Origin of the sequence: Staphylococcus sp. 191 (genome assembly GCF_011174885.1) — a bacterium.
Lineage (GTDB): Bacteria > Bacillota > Bacilli > Staphylococcales > Staphylococcaceae > Staphylococcus > Staphylococcus coagulans.
Map to the genome: position 1 here is coordinate 96052 of NZ_PNRJ01000003.1, position 21419 is coordinate 117470.

Genomic DNA, 21419 nt, shown 5'->3' on the forward strand with positions numbered 1-21419 from the left:
AATTACTCCTTTGAAGAGAAATGACTTCTAGACAGTTCATCGACTGTTAAAATGGCATCTGCAATTTCATCTGCTGTAATTTTATCGCTAAGGTTAGCAAATGTATCATCTGGTGACAATGCACGTTCACCTACACTTACTAAATCTTCATAGCTTTTATCGTCGATGTGAAGGCCTTCTAAAGTTGTTGGCATGTTAATGCTACTTAGGAATCTTTGATATTTTAAGAATTTTTCTGTTGGTGCATTTTCTAATACTAATTGGACTAAAATACCATATGCGACTTTTTCACCATGTGTTAAGTGATGGATGTTACCTTGAAGCGCCGTAAAACCGTTATGAATCGCGTGTGCCGCAGCAAGACCCCCATTTTCAAAACCTAAACCTGAAAGTAAAGTGTTCGCTTCAATCACTGCATCAACTTGAGGTGATACAACATGTTTTTCAACCGCTGTATATGCACTGAGGCCATATTCAAAAATAGTTTCTTCACATTTTTGAGCAATTGCTAAGCTTGCCAATGAAGGGCGACCATGAAACATATTCTTACCTTGACGACGTAATGTAGATTCAACTTCTAACAATGTCGCTAAACCATCACTCATCCCTGAAGCAAATAGTCTTACTGGGGCTTGTGCAACAATTTCAGAGTCGACCATCACTGTGTCAGGGTTTTTTGGATAAAATTGGTAACCGCTGAACACACCGTCTTCTCTGTAGATAACTGAAACAGCAGCAGTAGGTGCATCCATTGAAGCTGTTGAAGCAAAGTCAATGACACTTGCTTTTAATGCGTAACCTACAGCTTTACCTGTATCTAATGCTTTACCGCCACCTAAACCGATGACAACGTCAACACCTGATTTTTTATAAGATTCGACAATACGATTAATTTCATCTTCTGAAGATTCACCTTTGAATACTTCATAATCATATTTCACATTTTTGTTGTTGGAAAAACTTTGCTCAATTTGATTTTTCGTAATATCCCAAACAAGACTATCTGAAATAATCAATGCGTGTGTACCTAAACGTTGTGTCTCTTCAGCAATTGAATTAATAACGCCTTTCCCTTGTACATATCTTCCTGGTGATTGAAAAATTAATTTTGACATACGAATTCCTCCAAAATAGTTATAATTAATAATCTGATTTGAAACCAAATTATCACTAACAACAGATAGAATAAGTGTGAATGGAATCATACCCCTTTTTTTCGCCCTAATGTGTTTACCCGTTTTTTTGTAAGAATACATTAATTTTTTAATTTAATTGTTAACATTTTGTTAACGAATCACAAGATATTGATGTTTGTTATTTAAAATGTACTTTACATAAACAGTTCAAAATAAAGATTTTTCTTTTTGAATAAACGCGCACTAACTTTAGCTTTTAAGGGCAAATAATACAGACGAAAAAATAATTCTCATCATTAATTTGCCTTCAAAATAACATTATCTATTATATGAAAGCGTTTTAAATCGAATAACAAGTATATTATCTCACTTTAATAATAAATTTCACTACCATTTATTGACAAATTTCAAAACTTTTTAAAAAATATAACATGATTAAGATAAATATATATTTTATAATATGGGGAAAGGGCTTGGTTCCGCTATATTGTCGGAAACAAACTCTTATATTAATACGTGGCAAACAAAAATTGATTCTGTTCCACTTCATATAAAACTGCTTGATTGTCTAATTTGAAAAATATTTATTAATCAAGTTTTTCTAAAAACTCACTGAAATGTTTTAAATCCGTTAACTGAAAATTACATTTTTCGCTATTATGACAAATATAATTGCCTCTTGTCGTGTAACGTCCGTCACTAGAACTATGTGTCTTTTTCATAAATAGAGACACGTTGGACTCGGTATTACAAATCGAACAAAATACTTGTTGTTTTAATTGTGTTAATCCGATGTTAATCTAAAGTAAAATTAATTAAGAATTTATATTATCATAAAAACAAAATCTAATATTTGATAAGATGTTTACACATAGGAAATTGTAAGGGAAGTGCAAAAATGGACGGACAATTTTTACAAATTGAGAAGAGATTTCGAACAGAAATTGAAGGATTACGTTTTATTGCTGCATTATTAGTGGCAATTTATCATATCTGGTTAGGCAGAGTGTCAGGCGGTGTTGATGTATTTTTTATTATTTCAGGTTACTTAATCACTGCATCGATCATTTCTAAAATCAACAAACAAGGTTACCTTTCTTTTTCCAAGTATTTCGGTGGATTACTGAAGAGATTACTTCCTAACGTACTTATTATCTTAACTGTTGTTGCTATCGCTACCTTTTGGATTATTCCAAGTTCAATCTATGGTAAAACGATAAAAGAATTAATCGCATCATTGTTTTATTATCAAAATCTACAGCTTGCCTTTTCACATACGGACTACTTAAATTCAGAACAAGCGAAAACACCTTTAGAACATTTTTGGGCAATGTCTATTCAAGGTCAATTTTATGTTATATGGTTTATATTATTTTCATTTATCGTTTTATTGTGGAAGAAGCTTAAAACGATACATATTCACACAACAATCAACATCATACTTATTATCCTTTTTTTAGGTTCACTCACATTTTCTATATTTCAAACGAGTACAAATCAACAGTTTGCTTATTTTAATCCAGTCGCACGTGTTTGGCAATTTGCATTAGGGGGTTTAGTCTACCTTAACCTTTTCAAAATAAAAATTCCTGTCATGTTCTCGAATATACTGGGTTGGATAGGTTTAGTGGGCTTAATACTCACCGGTATCATTTTTGATGTCTCAACGATGTTTCCTGGTTATGTTGCATTGTGGCCAATGACATGTGCAATACTCATCTTATTATCTGGCAATGATCCATCACATTTTGGGGTTGAAGCTTTATTAAGTCGCCCAATCCTCATGAAGCTAGGTGGCATTTCTTTCGGAATTTATTTATGGCATTGGGTGCTATTATCGTTTTATAAATATACCGTTGATACACATATTTCTACCCTTATCGGTATAGGTATCATTTTATTAAGTATAGCACTGAGTATTATCACAACAAATTTAGTTGAAAAGCCTATACGACATAGTTTCGGTAAGCCTGTGTTTATGAGGTTAGGTGCTTTTTTTACTGTTGTATTATGCTTGATTGGAACCCTTGGATTTAGCTACAAATTGAATAATCCTACGTATGTAAAAGACGTTCCACCAAATCATGCTTTTCCAGGTGCAACAGCCAAAGCAGATTACCAAAATAAAAAGAACATCTTGCCTCGTATTAAATATATTACTAATGATAAATCTGATGCTTATGATGATGGAGGCATGATTTACCAAGGTGCAAAGGTCAAACCATTAACATATGGTCAAAAAGACGGTTATCAATATCATATATTGCTTGTCGGCGGTTCCCATTCGAGTCATTGGCTGGGAGCACTTCAACAAATTGCTGAAAAAGATAAAATCAAAATCACGCACCTTTGCAAAGCGAATGCTCGTTTTACAATGGGTGAACAAGATGCATTGTCCCAAAAATGGATGGAAAACACGAAAGACTACATAAAAAAACATAAAGATGACTATGATTTAGTATTTACTACAGCTGATGTCGGAAATGACGAAGAAACCGATGTCCCACAAGGCTTCATTGATGCATTTCGTTATTTAGAATCACTTGATTTACCTGTCTTTGCAGTACGTGATACACCAAGATTAGATATCAATGCAATCGAAGCTTATGAAAAAAATAAAAATGTGACCATTGATGTTTCTAAACAACTTCCGGACAAAAACTTTCAACCAATGGAAGATACAGGTGCAAAAGTCTATGATTATAACAATTATATTGCGCCTAATCACACTTTCAAGCCTGTAAGAGGAAATATATTTGTTTTCTTTGACTCCAGTCACATGACGAATACATTTTCAAGAACGCTCGGCCCAGTTATTAAAGATGACCTTATGCGTGAACTTCAAAGTGCTTAGTATTTTTTCAGAACAGAAGCCTTACCTTAACTGTAAAAAATCATGGGAGCGGTACATCATCATATTCATGCAATGCTTAGACACGCTTGCCTAGACGCCTCGTCTCAACTCACCAACGCTTGATTGTACGGTTACACATTTGAAGTGTTGGGGTATTTTTGACTTCGGCTGATTTCACTGCCTTCTCGCTTAAATTGACAATTATGAGACTAAGCCTATGTCGCTTGAGTAGTTGATAGTCATTGAATACGATATCAGTGCCATTTTTATAAATGATTAAAAGTCATAGTCACTGTTTTTTTACCGATTTTAAGGCGATTTCAAACTATATCACAATGGATTAAGGTGGTAGACTTCAATGTCCTGTCTCCTTATTTTAATAAGTTATAAACCAATGTCCGTTCCCCATAATTGATGTGATAATAATAAAGCTCTATGTTACAGTATAATGTTTTACATTCTAAATTTTTTATTCGTGTCCTTCGCCTTTATTTCCAATTAATGCACCGCTTCATTTCCTTTGAAATAACAAATATAATAATAAAGGGACAATAATAAAATCAGGTACTCATCTCATTACTCCCAACCCAAAGAGAGGTGTTTATCCTTAATATGGAGGCTTCATTTTGGCAGAAATTTTGAATACTTTTTATCACAATTATCAATACAAAGGAAAAATGGAGAGAGCATTAGTTCACAAAAATTCGGAATGGCACGAAACGTTTCAATGCATTTTTACGTCAAAAGATTCTATATTATTTCAACAAAGGAATGTCGCCTTACATGACTATCCTGGGCTGATCGACGTCACTGTCGGTGGCCATATCAAATGTGATGAGAAGATGTCAGATGGTATTCGAGAAATAAAAGAAGAGATGGGATTAGATATTTCTTTTGAAAGACTTCGGTTTTTATGTACACTTCCCGAAAGTCTTGAAGGGCTCTTCACCGATAAAGAATTCATCCATATTTACACGGTAGAAATCACGGATGATGAAATCGACGCGATTGCGTTTCAAGATGATGAAGTACAATCATTATACCGAATTAATAAAGATGAATTTAGCAAATTTTCGAAAGGACAAATTGAGACGATTAATGGCGTCTCACTGGATAATCAAACATCTCGATCTTTCACTCAATCTGACTTTCTCCCATACTCTTCAGCATATTTCACTTGTGTCTCGGCTTTAATTGAACGTAATTTGTAATAAGATTAAAGGAAACTAGAAATCAAAACATAAGAATAGATAAAAAGAGGGGCAGCGATCGTATAGATTGCTGTCCCTCTTTTTATGTTGCTAAATATCATACATTATATTCCGTTACTTGGTCCTATATTTTTAAATTGTTGCATGACATAATCCCTACTTTTTTTATGATCTACAATTACTTCGGGATAGTCTTTACCAATTTCAATGTGATGATTTTCTTTTAATTGCGCTTTGTATCGCGTTGGATGGTGAAGATATTGAGGACGTACATCATCGAAAACCTCTAATTCGGACTTTATAAAATAACCATTCGGGTCAAAACGTTCACTTTGACGTATGGGATTAAACATTCTGAAATAAGGCACGGCGTCTGTACCCGTTGACGCTGACCATTGCCAACCGTGTACATTCGAAGCATTATCATAGTCTAAGAGATATTGTCTAAAGTATGCTTCACCCCAAGTCCAATCAATAAATAAATGTTTCGTTAAAAACTGAGAAACAACCATTCTCAAACGATTGTGCATCAGGCCTGTACGGTTGAGCTTCTTCATTGCAGCGTCCACAATCGGATAGCCCGTTTGTCCACTTTTCCACGATTCAAAATGAGATGGATTGTTCGACCACTGCATCCCTCGATATTTTTCAGAAAAAGATTGAGTCGCCGTTTGTGGATATTTTGTCATTAATACATAATAAAATTCACGAAACATCACTTCTCTTATAAACGCTTCGTAATTAACCTCATCACTGTCGTAACCCGCTAATAAATCATTCATAACCTCACGAATATCGAGTAAGCCATACGCTAAAAATCGACTTAAACCACTTACATAATCTTGTGAAATGTCATCTGTGCGCCTTTTATAATCAGATATATCTGTATTTAAAAATGTTGCCCAATCTTGACGTGCGCTTTTTTCCATATCTTCACTATCATTTATCTGCAAATGCGCCTGATTTGTGCCTTTTTCTGCAATTTTGGCGACCTGCTTGTATGCATCCGCTTTATAATGCCTATGTACTAAATTTTTACGATTCGCTTTATAAAAACTCGTAAACACTTTATACGGTTGCTGTTGCTGATTCAACGTTTGTGAGGGTTGAAAATAGTGATTAACACGTTGCCCGATAACTTTAACTTGATGATTCTCAAAAGCACGTTTCATATGAGGATAGTCATAAATCGATTGATGATAGCTCATGATATCTTGTGGCATTAATACATGAGATAACGCTAGATTATCCACAAATACATCTAATTGGTCATAATTGAGAATGTAGGGGTATATCTCACATTGATTTAAAGTATGTACAAAACCTTTAACCACTGTTTTATAATCATCACGCTTCACATTTGCTGCATCAGATAAATCTTCTATCGTTAAAATTAAATAAAGCTGATCTATCTCATTTTGATGCTTAATCACATATTCAAATAATGGATTGTGTTGCATTCTAAAAACTCTGTTAAGTATCACACCTAGACGCATATAAAGCCCCCTTTATTGTTGTGAATACGACATATACTTTCCTGCTGATTCATCTTTAAAAACATTTCCTGGGAAAAGGTCCAACTCAGGCATCGCTTTCAGATTAACCATCTTTGTCAAAGATTAATCTTGTATATCGTATCATAAATCCTCTCTATTCTCAGACAGACAATCCCTGTAAGGCAACCCATCCTGTTCGGTCATCTCAGCACAATTTCTTATTGCCGTTACCATCATGCTATTAAAAATTTTCACCATCAAAAAAGAGTAGAACAACGAAATCACATCGATTTCAGTTGTTCTACTCCCTAATCGTTTAATGACACGCTTTATGTCGTAACTCAATTATGCAAGTTTCCCACTGTTTTGTTATAACGCTTTGTCTTATTAGTCATTTACATTTTTAAAAAATTCTCTATATGTCGGATTAGGATATTTATAGAAACCTTCACCTGTTAAAGCCCTAATTTTCCTACGTCCATATAATTTTTAAGAAATCAGCTCTAAAAATAGCCACAAATATAATAATTAAAGGCAAAAAAGAGGAAGCGATATCTTATCGATACTTCTCCCTCTTCTGTTTTTATTAAATTATCTTAAAATATGTTTCTTACTGTATCGATCTACTTATAACTCATATTGTTAAGCAAATATATCTCTTCATCTGTAGAAAGTCTAAATTTATGATAGCGTTTTGGCTTCTTTAATTTCTTCTGCCATTTTATCACTGTATCCGAAGAACCAAGTCAGTATGAACCCAACCGCAAATGAGACAATAAGTACTAAAATATATAAAGGCAATTGTCCGATGTCTTTAATGAACAACAACATGCCCGGGAGTACTGTAATTGCCATTCCAGAAGCTTTGAGATGGAATAATGATGCCAAGAATCCGCCAGCAGCACCTCCAACTAATCCACAAACAAACGGTTTAAAATATCTTAAATTCACACCGAATATCGCAGGTTCTGTAATACCTAAGAAAGCTGAAAACGCTGAAGGTAAAGCTAAAGCTTTCAATTTCTTTTGACGTGTTTTAAGTCCCACTGCAACTGTTGCAGCACCTTGTGCAGTCATCGCTGCTGAAATAATCGGATTAAATTCATTATATTTGAATTCTTCTAACAATTGAATTTCCATAAAGTTAAAGATATGATGCACACCCGTTACAACAATAATTTGTTGGAAGAAACCTATAAGCAATCCAGCAATTCCAAACGGTAAGTCGAGAACCCATTTCGTACCTGCTAAAATAACTGTTTCTAATCCATGGAACACAGGCCCGATAGCAAAAAGACCTAATGTAATCATAACGAGCAATGTTAAGAAAGGCGTAACGATTAAGTCGATAGCATCTGGTATGCGTTTACGTAAAAACTTCTCAAATTTTGCGCCAATTAGACCAACAAAAAATGCCGGTAGTACAGAGCCTTGATACCCTACAACAGGAATGAGACCAAAAAATTTAAGCGGTGCCGCGGAACCTTCACCAACTGCATAAGCATTCGGTAACGCTGGGTTTACAAGCATGAGCCCTAATACGATACCGAGTACGGGACTGCCGCCAAACACTTTAAAAGCACTCCATGCGACCAGTGCCGGTAAAAATGCAAAAGCTGTATCCGTTAATACTTGTGTAAACAGAATAAAATTCGGCGAGATATCTTTAGGTGTCATCCCCATCCAAGATAAGATTTGCTCATTGACGAGCACACCACGCAATCCCATAAATAAGCCTGTCGCCACAAGCACAGGGATGATTGGAACAAATACATCTCCGAAAGTTCTAATCGCCCGTTGGAACATATTGCCTTGTTGACCGCCCTCTTGCTTCACTTCACTAGCTGAATGGCCTTCTATCCCCAAGCTTTCAACCGCATGATAAATTTTATTTACCGTCCCTGTACCAAAGATCACTTGGTATTGTCCTGAGTTATAGAAAGCCCCTTTCACTTTATCTGTTTGCTCAATTTTGTCTTGATTGATTTTTTCTTTGTCATGAAGTACGATGCGTAGTCGTGTCGCACAATGTGCAATCGACTTGATATTTTCTTGCCCTCCAACAGCCTCTATGACTTGTCTTGCAATTTGTTTATCTGACATGGCCATGATACAACGCCTCCTAGATTTTTATTTATAATTCCATGAATTCGTTAACTTCTGCGAGCGTAGGTAGACTTCCGATAGCGCCTTCCTTTGTCGTTGATAATGAAGCGACAGCATTACTAAATGTCAACATGGACTGTGCGTTTTGTTGAATATAGTCAAATGACTGATTATGGGCTTGCCCTGTCAATAACTGATAAATGATTGCGCCGATAAATGCATCTCCTGCACCCGTCGTATCTTGTACTTTCGATTTATACCCTTCATGTTGGGCAATCTTGCCTTGTTGCGTATAAATGGATGCGCCCTTTGCTCCTTCTGTATAAATGATGACTTGCGTATTCCCTTTAAATAATTGTTGAATCGATGCTTCATCCTTACTTCCTGTTAAATAAACCAGTTCTTCGTCTGCGATTTTAACGATATGAGCTTTTGGCATAAAGGCTAAGACTGTCTTTTTCAATTCATCGACAGAAGGCCATAGAGGAAATCTTAAATTCGGGTCAAAAATAATCGTGCCATTGGCTTTTTCCATTTGTTCAATCGCTTCGATATGCGCTTTTTTCATTGGCGAAGGGATAAGATCAACAGAACAAAAATGAAGAATATCATCTGATTGAAAATTCAACTTAAGTGATGACGACTCAAGCAACATATCAGCTGATGGTTTACGATAAAATGCAAAATCACGCTCTCCTGACGCTGTTAAACTTACAAATGCGAGCCCTGTATTCGCTTCATCTGTTCGACTGATTGAAGTTGTATCTACACCTTGCTTTTGTAGTGTTTCTTCAATTAAGTCTCCGAATGCATCTTGACCTAATTGCGTAATCAGCGCCGATTCCCCTCCAAGTCGCGCAACACAACTGGCTACATTTGCAGGTGCCCCGCCCACTTGAGGCTCAAATCCTTTCACATCTTTCAGTTCAACGTCTCGTGTTTGTGGAATAAAATCAATAAGTGCTTCTCCAATTGCATATAATTTTGCCATTATTGCCCTTCTTTCAAATCATATTTTGTAATATCAAGCGTCACATGGCCACCTTCAGAATGGATACGTATCCCATCTGATGAGACTTTCGGGAAAATTCTAGACGTCATTACCGCCTGGCCATCATTAAGAAAAATTTCTACACTCGATGTATCGACATAAATTTGTAAACGATAAAGTGCATCCGACAATGTAACTGAACGGGTTGTACCGTCAACCTGACCTGGTAATTGTCCACTCAATGTTCGATCAAGCGTAAAACGTTGCATATCGGATTCATACGATAACCGCGTATATTCTTCTTCTGATTGCCTAATATCCATATAGAACCCTTTTGATGCATTTTCTAAAACATCAATATTTAACTCATAGTGTGTTCCAGTAAATTGTTGTAACATTAAAGATTGATCTGATATATCAAAAGTAGCTTGTAATTTCGACTGTCTTAATTGTTGAAGCGCTTTAATCGGCTGCTGAATGAGACGATGATTTTGCACAGACAAGACTCTTGGGATTGTTAAGCAATGCGCCCAGTCATCTTGATCTGTCGGGTATGTCGTATCGGGTAATCCCATCCAACCGATTAAAATTCTTTCATCATCCGCACCTATCATCGTTTGAGGTGCATAAAAATCAAATCCATGGTCTAATTCATTAAAGTCATCATGCGTCAATTCAAGTGTGTCAAAATTTAAAGTTCCCATTACATAACCGGATTGATAAATATTTCGAAAGCGATCGCCGTGTTGTGCTACACCTTGTGGACAAAATAGAACGATGTCATGCCCGTCTATATTGAAATAATCTGGACACTCCCACATATAACCGAACGATGGATATTTTGTCTTTAACTCACCTTTTTGATGCCAATTGTTGAAGTCCTGAGACGCATAAACGACAATCGCACCTGTCATATTTTCACGTTGTGCACCGATAACGATGTAATAACTTTTACGCTTATCGTCATACCAAACTTTTGGGTCTCTAAAGTGTTCTGTATACCCTGTTGGTGGTCCTTCTATCATAGCTTGCTTATCAACGGCTTCTTGTCCCTTTAACGTGGAGACCACTTGATATGGAACTCTTGTCCATGATTGCGTTCTATGATTGCCTGTATAAACCAACCTCACTTCATTATCCACAATTACGGCTGATCCGCTGTATGCGCCATGTGAATCATACACGGTATCAGGTTCCACAGCAGGACCAATTTGTGTAAAATTCACTAAATCAGGGGATGTCACATGATACCAGTACTTCATTCCATGAACCGCACCAAAAGGATGCCACTGGTAAAAAATGTGGTATAGCCCTTCATGATAGACAAGCCCATTCGGATCATTTAATAAACCTGAAATAGGTTGAATATGAAAAGATTGGCGCCACTTCGCATGTTTGACCTTCTCTGTCAGTCGTTCCATCTCTTCAGTTGGCACATCTTCCAATGTTCTATACTTTAATGCTCTCGTCCACTCCATCTCTTCCCTCCTTTTTTGGAACCGGTACCAAAATATCTCAAAAAAAAGTAAAATGCTTTACACTGCGAATTTTACTTTTTATAACGAGAAATGTCAACGCTTTCTTTTTCATCAATATAGAAATCCATGCGCTGAACTAATGGTACTTCTTCACCTTCTAACAATTTCATCATAGACAATGCTGCAATACGACCTGTCTCTTCGTAAGGAAAAACAATCGTTGTAATCATAGGTGTAACAATCGATGTTGTTTCATAACCACCGAATCCAGAAATTGACAATGACTTAGGCACATCCAGTTTTAGATCTAGTGCAGCTTTTAACACACCTAATGCGATATTGTCTGTCGCACAAATCACCGCTTCATATTCATGAATCACTGATTTTGCCAACGTCTGTGCATCGCTCAATTTAAACGACGTTGTATGAATATCTGCCTGTTGATCCGACTCTGCTAGCCCATCTAAGACACCCCGACGTCTATGAATCCCAACCGCTTTATCCGATGCATCCACACCAAAGTAGGCAATACGTTTAAAATGACCCGTCCCAAAGTAACGCCCTATCAACCGGCCTGCTTCATAATCATTTTGGACAATCGAAGGAATCCCCTCATAAGACTGCCCCACTAATATTACTGGCACATTAACCGTATGAATCGCCTTCACATGTGCATCTGTAAGTGTCGTAGCAAATAAAATAATGCCATCCACCTTGTTTTTCGCAAGTGTGTATATCGCATTAATCTCAAGTTGTTGATCCAAATCGGTATTGACAATCATGGTTTGATATTTTTTAGTTCTCAAATACGTCTCAATCCCGTACAATGTTTGGTTCGAAGCATAAGAACTCAAACGAGGTACAATTACGCCCATCATCTGTGTACGCTTTGCCTTTAAACTTTGTGCAAATTGATTCGGACTATACCCCGTCTCCTTCACAACACGCTCAATCTTCTGACGCGTCTTTTCACTAATTGAACCACCATTTAAATATCGAGACACCGTACTCTTCGACACCTGCGCAAGTCTTGCGATATCACTAATATTCATCACGTTCACCTCAAAATCCATCATAGCATAAATAGAGACATCTCAGCGTACCATTCACAACTTAGCACATTCGAAGTTTAACCATCTAAAACTTTAGATAATAGTACTTCATTGGTTAGCGATTGCCTCATCGCTATCATATATGTTTCTCTTTGTATTTCGCTAATTTTCTTATCGTTAGATTCAAATCTTCAAACGCAAGATTCTTCAAAATTGTTTGTTGATTTTTAATCAATCTTTATTATCATAACCTATTCTGACCCTTCATAGGTTTAAGTTGCTGATAAGACCCCATCTTCCATATGGAAAACTTTATCGCAATATGTCGTAAGCCGTTCGTCATGCGTCACGACAATGCATGTTTTATTTTTTTCTTGTGTCTGTTCTTTTAATATTTTCATCACTTCCATAGCGTTTTGTGTATCTAAAGAGGCTGTCGGTTCATCAGCTAATATAATTGAAGGCTTAGTGTACAATGCTTTGGCTATTGCAACACGCTGTTTTTGACCTCCAGATATTTCACTAGGCAATTGATTTTCAATGTCTTCAAGGTTTAATTGCGTCATCAATTGTTGATATGCTTGTGTGCTTAACACGTCTTTTTTCTGTTTCTTTAATAATTGAAATTGTTGCTTCACTGTTAAAAATGGCACAAGATTTGTCGCTTGCAAAATGAAACCAATCTCCTGCATCCGTGTATGCGCCAAGGCTTTTTGAGACATCCCTGAGACTTCCTTACCATTAATAAGAATCTCTCCAGAAGAGGGCGTTTGGAGTGCGCCTGCCATCGTTAAAAATGTGCTTTTCCCAGAGCCTGAGGGTCCAACAATCGCAATAAGTTCATTTTGTTCGAACTTAAGAGATGTCGGTTTGACAGCTTCTATTTTTTTATTACCATCTTGAAAGTATTTCGTCACATTTTTGAATTCTAACATTTCCTACACACTCCTTTAGCCAATAGCTTTTAGTGGATCCACTTTTCTAATCGTAAAGATTGAAAATAAACTTCCTAATAACGATACAATGATAAGCACAACACCGTATATCAGTAGTGTGACCATATTAAATTTTATAGGCACAACACTTGGTAGGAATGCACTTGTGATTAAAGTTAAAATAAGCCCTATCACTGTTCCAATCACTGCAATAATCAAGGTTTGTGATAATACCACTTTGGCTAAGTAACCATTTGTAAATCCTTGTGCCTTTAAAACACCGAACAAGTTTGTTTTTTGTAAAGTGATGACATATAAAAATATACCTATCACAGTTGCTGAAATCATAAATAAAAATGAAATCATAAAGTTTAAAGTCAAATTCTGAGCTGTATAGCCGGGTAAGTTTTTAATAAAGTTATCAATCCCAATCGCTTCTAAATGCGCATTTAAATCTTTTTGATGCCAGTTTTGATCACGCACTACAACTGCATTAACTTTAGATTCATCTAAAGTCGGATTAATCTTCTGTATCGTTTTTTGGTTAGAAAATAGCACTGGAGAAGCATTATATTTCGCACTTTCACTAAATCCCACTATTTTTAACTTCTCATCAGATTTTGAAAGTGATAACTGATTGCCTACTTTAAATCCTTTTTCTTTTAAAGTTTGATCAGCAACGACTTCATCATTAGATTTAAACTTTTTACCCTCAATGATTTTGGGTATTAAAAAAGAATTTTCAGCCACACCAAACAACAACGCATTTTCTTTATGACTACCATTTGAAATAATGACACCTGACTGTTTTAAGGTTGCTTGTTGTTTGTACGTTTCTGGAATATCCTTTTTATTATACACAGATTGTTCCACAGTTTGGTTTGCATCTTTATTTAAAATAATCGCATCTGCATGCCACTTATCGATACCTTCTCTATTCATATTCATTAAGCCACTCGCTAAACCTGACAGTAAAAAAAGCAAATAACTAATCATCATTAGCACACCAATAATCAAGCTGAATTTCAGCTTATTTCGTTTAATTTCATTCCATGCCAGAAACATAAGTGCCCCCCCTTTCGATTCGTACCAGCCTATGTATTTTAAGTACATGAAGGAAATGGCTTAAAATCATTTGTATCAAATTATACCCTTCAACATTGAAAAATATCTATATGTACCTTTTTCATTAAAAGAAAACACTGCATTAGGGATTCCTAGTCTTTCAAATAGATTCTGTTTTGACTATAAAGAAAGCCCTAAGACGATTGTTAAAAATCATCTTAGAGCTATTATTTTTCCATCTTTAACAATGACTATGGAGACTAATTTGTGATTTTCAGAATAATATCTTTATTTTTTGAGACATCAATCTGGTCACGAATTTGAGACTTAATTTGATTGCGCATGGCTTGCTTTAAGATACTGCTCGAAGCGTTATTAGGTTGATACTGGTCCCAATATTCTAATTCTGCATATAGTTCACGACATGTTTTCATCATATAACCACCTTTAAATTAATATACAATAAAATAGCTCTTCAAATTAAGAAGAGCTTTACACATCTTCTCATCTTTCAGTATTAGATACTGTTGGAATTAGCACATCGCATTTTAGCTGTTGCTGGAGTTTCTAAGGGCCAAATCCCTCCACTCACTCTTAATAAGAGAACTATTTTATTAACCTTATTATAACATAAAACACTTTGAACATAGGTGTTTAAAAATCTACAAATTTAATATAGATTGAAAAATAAGTAGTAAATCTAAATAATTAGAATTGTACCTAGTTATTTGACACATTCATTTTGTATATATTTACGCTCTGTGGTAATATCATTATGCGTAAAAATGCGAGATACTAATAAAGAAGAAGGTTTAAATATATTATGAAGGAAAATTTTTGGCGTGAATTGCCACGGCCATTTTTTATTTTGGCACCTATGGAGGATGTGACAGATATCGTCTTTCGTCACGTTGTGAGTGAAGCAGCAAGACCTGATGTATTTTTTACTGAATTTACGAATACCGCAAGTTTTTGTCACCCAGAGGGCATCCACAGCGTTCGTGGTCGCTTAACTTTTAGCGAAGATGAACAGCCAATGGTCGCACATATTTGGGGTGATCAACCTGAACAATTCCGCGAAATGAGTATCGGCTTAGCTGAAATGGGTTTTAAAGGTATTGATTTAAATATGGGCTGTCCTGTAGCAAACGTTGCTCAAAAAGGGAAGGGCTCTGGACTTATTCTAAGACCTGAAGTTGCTGCTGAAATTATTCAAGCCACTAAAGCAGGTGGGCTACCGGTAAGTGTTAAAACACGCCTAGGCTATTACGAAATAGATGAGTGGAAAGATTGGTTAAAGCATGTTTTGAAACAAGACATCGCAAATTTATCCATCCACCTTCGTACACGTAAAGAGATGAGTAAGGTTGATGCCCATTGGGAATTAATTGAAGCCATTAAGAACTTACGTGATGAGATTGCGCCAGATACATTATTAACGATTAACGGCGATATTCCAGATCGACAAACCGGGCTTGAACTTGTCGAAAAATATGGTGTCGATGGCATTATGATTGGTAGAGGCGTATTCCATAATCCCTTTGCTTTTGAAAAAGAGTCCCGTGAACACACTAGTAAAGAGCTATTAGATTTATTGAGATTACATTTATCATTATTTCAAAAATATAATAAAGATGAAGACCGCCAATTTAAAAGTTTACGTAGATTCTTTAAAATATACGTGCGTGATATTAAAGGGGCGAGTCAACTTCGCCATCAATTGATGAATACTGAATCTATCGCTGAAGCACGCGAATTACTCGATGCATTCGAAGCACAAATGGAAAATCGTACGCTAACTTAATCATTGTAATTATTAAAACTGAAGTTTAAACATAACATTAAGCTTAAATAAAGAATCGACAAAGTAAAACCACATTTACTTCGTCGATTTTTTGTGTTATTAAGAAAATAATAGCTCCACACACGCTCATGACAACACAATGCTCCCCAGATGCTTTAATAGATTAATAACAACTAAAAAAGTGGTAAACAGAGAGGTAATAGCAATCAAATTATAGAGGTTAGGATAACTTCTCTCATTATCCCAACGAGAAATGAGTTGGCTTGGTACATAAATCTTTTCTAGAATACCTAATCTAATAGCATACATCCTCTTATAACAGCTTCTTTATAATCAAAAAAACATTTAAGAGTACTTCAGTATCTAATGATTTTGCAATATATATTAAAAAAAGCTATGCAAAATTTGTAGATCTTATTTAACAGGTATTGTATGTTTCCATAATTGAAATAAAAGATTTCTAGAGATAAAAATTTATATCATTAAGTACTTTCCTCATCAGAATACTATAAACCAATAATAAAAAACATCTAAATCAAATCTCAATGAAGCATAACAAATATGTATTATTTGAAGAAAGCTGGAGGTAATTATATTCTTTTCTATTACATATTTCTAAGTAGTTGCTTTACTTTTCAAAATGTCACAAAAATCAATAATGCCTACACAACTGCTCATTCTATAGAAAACGCTTACAACGTATAATTTCCTTAATAATAACGAGGTGATTATATGGCAAAACAAGTAAGCACTAAAGAAAAGTATTCCTTTGGTTTTGGCGCATTTGGGAAAGATATGGTCGTTGGTTTTGTAGGTATGTATTTAATGTTTTACTTCACTGATGTATTAGGTGTCAGTGCTGCGTTCGTAGGAACTTTATTTTTCATTGCACGTTTTTGGGATGCAATTAATGACCCGATTATGGGTATGATTATTGATAATACACGTTCAAGATGGGGAAAATTCCGTCCCTGGATTTTAGCAGGAACGCTTGTAAACTCCATTTTTTTCATTTTGTTATTCACAGACTTTGATTTAAGTCAAACAAGCCTATATATTTATGTCTCTTTAATTTATATTCTTTGGGGGATGTCTTACACAATGATGGACGTTCCTTACTGGTCATGGTTACCTAACTTAACGAATGACCCAGTAGAACGTGAAGAAGTTTCAATTGTCCCACGTGTGTTCGCAAGTACAGCAAACTTAATTAACGGAACATTGGGATTAACTTTCATTTATTTCTTAGGCACTTGGTTTGGTAAACAAGAAGGTGATCAATCAGTTGGATTCTTCACATATGTCTTAATCATTACATTGATTTTTATCCTCACGATTTCATTTACAGTTAAAAATGTTAAAGAAGCACCGACAAATACAGGGGAAGGCATTAAAGTAAGATTTAAAGACATTTGGCGTATCTTATTTACTAACAAAGAACTGCTTGCCTATATCGGAACAATCCTATGTTTCTACTTAGGCGCACAGTTTCTGGCAACAACGCTACTTTATTACTTTAACTATGTTGTTGGTTCTAAAAGTCTCTTTGCTTTATTTAATGCTTTAGGTTTTATGGAAATGGTTGGCTTGATTATTTTCCCTAGAGTTGCAAAATGGATTACTCGCGAAAAAGTGTATCCCTTAGCGACAGGGTTAGCTGTTGTTGGGTTAGCGATTCTCTTCGTCTTCGGATTCATAGCACCGACTTCAATTTACCCTGTGATTGTCGGCACAGCAGCTATTAAATTAGGTTTCGGCTTGATTACCGGGGTAATTACCGTTTCTATCGCTGATGTCATTGACTATAGTGAAGTGAAATTCGGACAACGTAATGAAAGTATTATTACTTCCACACAAACTTTTTTAGTTAAAACCGCAATGGCACTATCAGGATTAGTCATTGGATGGAGTTTATCTCTGTTTCATTATGCTCCTAATATTGAACAAACAGAATTTACTAAAAATGGTATACGTTTCTTAATGATGGGGATGCCTGTGATTTTCATCTTGATCAGCTACTTTATCTACAAATGGGGCTATAAACTTAAAGGGGCATTCTTGAAAGATATTGTTCAGACACTTGAAAACCGTAAAAATAGAGAAAAGAGCGTGTAATCAATGAGCATTTACATTAATCAAGATCTTTTGCAATTTCATTTAACTAACGGACAAATTAGCTATATTTTCTATATTGGTCCTACACATCAACCTGTACAATTATATACGGGCCCCCATATTGAAGATGCCGATTACACTTTTTTAGAACATCAACAATCACGGCCTGTCTCAAACTACATGATTGAAAACGATACGACATTTTCTCATGAACATACACTTATGGAATATCCATCTTTTGGTTCAACAGACTTCCGAAGTCCTGCTTTTGAAGTCCGTCATCCAGATGGTAGTCATATTACAAACTTAGAATATGAACACTACGAAGTACGTCATCAAGCACCAGTACTCAAAGACTTACCACACGTACGTCAAAGCCAACAAAACGTCGAGACATTAATCATTTATTTAATCGATCCTGTGAGTCAATTACGAGTCAAACTATATTACAGTCTCTTTGACGATATGAATATTATTGCGAGACATACTGAATTTGAAAATACAGGTGTAAACACGCTGCCCCTCACACGTGCTCTAAGCATGAATTTGGATTTGATGTCAGATAGTTTTTCACTCGTACATTTAAGTGGTGCATGGGGTCGTGAGCGTCACGTCACTCAACAGTCGCTGTCGCCTGGGACATTTGAAATTCAATCATTACGTGGACATTCGAGTCATCTACATCATCCTTTTTTCGCTTTAGCGCAACCAAATACAACGGAAGATAGCGGATTAGTATACGGAATGTCTTTTGCTTATAGCGGTAACTTCTTAGGCCATGTGGAAGTGGATAATTTTAATAAAACACGTGCATCCATCGGTATTCATCCTGAATATTTCTCATGGCAATTAACACCTGGGACCCAGTTCACAACACCACAGGCTTATCTCGCTATTGGCTTAGCAGGCTTTAACGATATGAGCCAACAATTCCATCGACTAGTACACACTTATCTCATTGCACCTCAATGGCGAAACCAACCACGCCCTATATTGATTAATAATTGGGAAGCCACCTACTACGACTTTACTGAAGACAAGCTGGTAGCGATTGCTGAAAAAGCGAAAGAACTCGGTATTGAAATGTTTGTCTTAGATGATGGCTGGTTTGGTTCGCGTAATAATGACCAAGAAGGTTTAGGTGACTTCTTCATAAATAAGACGAAATTGCCGAAAGGACTCCAACATTTGAATCAACGGATTAACGATTTAGGTCTGGATTTTGGTTTGTGGATGGAACCTGAGATGGTTAATAAGCAAAGCAAACTCTATGCTACCCATCCTGAATGGGTTATACAAACGCCAAATCGCACAATGTCACATGGTCGTTATCAATTTGTATTAGACTATACAAATCCAGATGTCATTGATTATATTTATCATGAAATTTCAAATATTCTTGACCATACTAATATTAAGTATATTAAATGGGATATGAACCGTTCAATGACAGAAGTTTTCTCATCACGATGGCCGACTGAACAGCAAGGAGAAATCTATCATCGCTATATTTTAGGTCTTTATGACTTATTACATCGTATAACGACACGTTTTCCTAATATATTAATTGAATCGTGTGCTAGTGGTGGTGGCCGATTTGATCTTGGTATGCTGTATTACACGCCACAAATTTGGACGAGTGATAATACAGATGCTTACCAACGTCAGTGGATTCAATATGGCACATCATACTTATATCCAACAAGTACAATGGGAACACATGTCTCAAAATCACCGAATGAACAAGAACATCGTTTAATGCCACTTACAACACGTGCCAATGTTTCTTATTTCGGTACATTCGGCTACGAGTTAGATTTAACAACATTAGACCAAACGACTCTTGAAAGCATGAAGCAACAAGTCGCATTTATGAAAACACATCGAAACTTACTACAATTCGGTAAATTCTTTAGATTATTAAACCCAAGTCATAATGAATTTACCGCGTGGATGGTTATAGACCACAACCGTAACCATGCTATTGTAGGTATTTACAAGCATTTAAATAAGGTTAACAATGGGCGTCATCGTGTCGTCTTAAAAGGTTTGGATCCTTCCGCACATTATCACATCCCAGAGCTTGATCTCACAATGGCAGGCAATGCGTTAATGGCCATTGGCATCGACATTCCCGACACAAGTAATGGCGAATTGCGAAACGGCGAAGCAAAAACCCATGACTTTGATTCGTGGCTATATACGCTTGAACGTGTTTAAATTACTTTTGCTTTAAACGATAAGTGGAAGGTGTGTCCCCTGTGATTTGCCTAAATGTTTTATAAAAACTATTGTAACTTTCGTATCCAATTTGATGCGCGATTTCGCTATAAGAATAATCTGTAATGACCAGCAATTCGCGTGCTCTTGTGATACGGAAGTTATTAATATATTCTTTTAGCGTAATACCCAGTTCTTGATGAAATATTCGACTTAAATAACTTCTGTTGACGAATAAAGCTTCCGCCATTTCTGAGATTGTAAAAGGATGATTATAGTTATTTTCAATATACTGCAATGATTCATGGATATATCTACTATATTCTGGAGCAGTTTGAGGCTTTGAAATAGACAAACGACTTAAAAGGATTTCATTTAAAAAGTCGAATAATACGCTTTGAAATAAAAAGTGGGCTGAAATACTTGTCGTTTGATTATCGAGTACTTTCAAAACAATTTCTTGACAGCGATTGTGCTTTTTAAAATTAATAATTGGAAACGTCACAGAAATCCCCATTTGTTGAATCGCCTCATCACTACTAACACCAGTAAAACCTATCCAAATGTAATGCCATGGATCTGCTTCATCTGCCCAATAGACAGAAGACTTATCTGGAAATATTACAAAACTCTGATTGGCAGAAAGTTTATAAACTTGGCCATTGAATTCATAATATCCTGTTCCAGAAATGATATAATGAATAATATAGTTTGGGCGAACCGCTGGACCAAAACGATAGCCCGCCTTACAATATTCTTCTCCCGCGAACAAAAAATGCATATCTTTAAACAAATGCGTTCTCTCACTCGATACAACCCGATACTTTTCCATAGCCGCCCCCAAATATAATAAATTGTTCCATTTCTACCTTACCTGCATTAGTTGCATTCACTGGCATACCAACAAACTGAGCACCCGAATTATAATAGACTTATATTTTTATTTAGTTTTCTTA

15 protein-coding genes, 1 pseudogene and 1 riboswitch are annotated in these 21419 nt (G+C 35.8%); of the genes and pseudogenes, 5 read left to right on the plus strand and 11 right to left on the minus strand.

Annotated elements, in window-relative coordinates; all coding sequences use genetic code 11:
- Window positions 1-2: 2 nt before the first annotated feature.
- Together C1H58_RS03615 and C1H58_RS12320 are read right to left on the minus strand one after the other, a co-directional pair.
- Window positions 3-1115, minus strand: a complete 1113-nt coding sequence (locus C1H58_RS03615; protein ID WP_165545366.1) for a glycerol dehydrogenase — start codon at window positions 1113-1115, stop codon at window positions 3-5.
- Window positions 1116-1723: 608 nt separating this feature from the next.
- A pseudogene (locus C1H58_RS12320) lies at window positions 1724-1900 on the minus strand (elongation factor G-binding protein); the annotation flags it as partial.
- Window positions 1901-2034: 134 nt separating this feature from the next.
- Between C1H58_RS12320 and C1H58_RS03620 the strand changes: the two are divergent.
- Window positions 2035-3990 (plus strand): acyltransferase family protein, encoded by a 1956-nt coding sequence (locus tag C1H58_RS03620; RefSeq protein ID WP_165545367.1) that lies wholly within the window; start codon window positions 2035-2037, stop codon window positions 3988-3990.
- A gap of 626 nt (window positions 3991-4616) precedes the next feature.
- Window positions 4617-5201 (plus strand): NUDIX hydrolase, encoded by a 585-nt coding sequence (locus C1H58_RS03625; protein ID WP_165545368.1) that lies wholly within the window; start codon window positions 4617-4619, stop codon window positions 5199-5201.
- Between the two features lie 104 nt (window positions 5202-5305).
- On the opposite strand, the gene C1H58_RS03630 is transcribed toward C1H58_RS03625, so the two are convergent.
- From C1H58_RS03630 to C1H58_RS03665, 8 genes are all read right to left on the minus strand, one after another.
- On the minus strand, window positions 5306-6697 hold the full coding sequence (locus tag C1H58_RS03630) for a cryptochrome/photolyase family protein (RefSeq protein ID WP_165545369.1): 1392 nt from the start codon (window positions 6695-6697) through the stop codon (window positions 5306-5308).
- A 681-nt stretch (window positions 6698-7378) separates the two neighbouring features.
- A complete protein-coding gene (locus tag C1H58_RS03635; RefSeq protein ID WP_165545370.1) occupies window positions 7379-8806 on the minus strand; it encodes a sucrose-specific PTS transporter subunit IIBC in 1428 nt (475 codons plus the stop codon).
- A gap of 25 nt (window positions 8807-8831) precedes the next feature.
- A complete protein-coding gene (locus C1H58_RS03640) occupies window positions 8832-9794 on the minus strand; it encodes a carbohydrate kinase family protein (RefSeq protein WP_050344948.1) in 963 nt (320 codons plus the stop codon).
- Window positions 9794-11272, minus strand: a complete 1479-nt coding sequence (locus tag C1H58_RS03645) for a glycoside hydrolase family 32 protein (RefSeq protein WP_165545371.1) — start codon at window positions 11270-11272, stop codon at window positions 9794-9796. The genes C1H58_RS03640 and C1H58_RS03645 overlap by 1 nt, the downstream gene beginning before the upstream one ends.
- A gap of 71 nt (window positions 11273-11343) precedes the next feature.
- Window positions 11344-12324: a LacI family DNA-binding transcriptional regulator gene (locus tag C1H58_RS03650; protein ID WP_182317990.1), complete on the minus strand. Its 981-nt coding sequence runs from the start codon at window positions 12322-12324 to the stop codon at window positions 11344-11346.
- 272 nt (window positions 12325-12596) lie between these two features.
- On the minus strand, window positions 12597-13259 hold the full coding sequence (locus C1H58_RS03655) for an ABC transporter ATP-binding protein (protein ID WP_165545373.1): 663 nt from the start codon (window positions 13257-13259) through the stop codon (window positions 12597-12599).
- A 15-nt stretch (window positions 13260-13274) separates the two neighbouring features.
- Complete coding sequence (locus tag C1H58_RS03660) at window positions 13275-14324, minus strand: ABC transporter permease (protein ID WP_165545374.1); 1050 nt, start codon at window positions 14322-14324, stop codon at window positions 13275-13277.
- A gap of 260 nt (window positions 14325-14584) precedes the next feature.
- Window positions 14585-14758 (minus strand): hypothetical protein, encoded by a 174-nt coding sequence (locus C1H58_RS03665; RefSeq protein WP_165545375.1) that lies wholly within the window; start codon window positions 14756-14758, stop codon window positions 14585-14587.
- Window positions 14759-14825: 67 nt separating this feature from the next.
- Window positions 14826-14928, minus strand: a riboswitch (SAM riboswitch).
- Window positions 14929-15147: 219 nt separating this feature from the next.
- Between C1H58_RS03665 and C1H58_RS03670 the strand changes: the two genes are divergently transcribed.
- From C1H58_RS03670 to C1H58_RS03680, 3 genes are all read left to right on the plus strand, one after another.
- A complete protein-coding gene (locus C1H58_RS03670) occupies window positions 15148-16128 on the plus strand; it encodes a tRNA dihydrouridine synthase (protein ID WP_207554624.1) in 981 nt (326 codons plus the stop codon).
- Window positions 16129-16860: 732 nt separating this feature from the next.
- Window positions 16861-18243, plus strand: a complete 1383-nt coding sequence (melB, locus tag C1H58_RS03675) for a melibiose:sodium transporter MelB (protein WP_165545376.1) — start codon at window positions 16861-16863, stop codon at window positions 18241-18243.
- Between the two features lie 3 nt (window positions 18244-18246).
- The gene (locus tag C1H58_RS03680; protein WP_165545377.1) at window positions 18247-20463 is read left to right on the plus strand and encodes an alpha-galactosidase; all 2217 of its coding nucleotides are present in this window, start codon (window positions 18247-18249) and stop codon (window positions 20461-20463) included.
- A 1-nt stretch (window position 20464) separates the two neighbouring features.
- Here the strand turns inward: C1H58_RS03680 and C1H58_RS03685 are convergent, their stop codons facing one another.
- Window positions 20465-21295, minus strand: coding sequence for an AraC family transcriptional regulator (locus C1H58_RS03685; RefSeq protein WP_165545378.1), 831 nt, complete (start codon window positions 21293-21295; stop codon window positions 20465-20467).
- Window positions 21296-21419 lie beyond the last annotated feature (124 nt).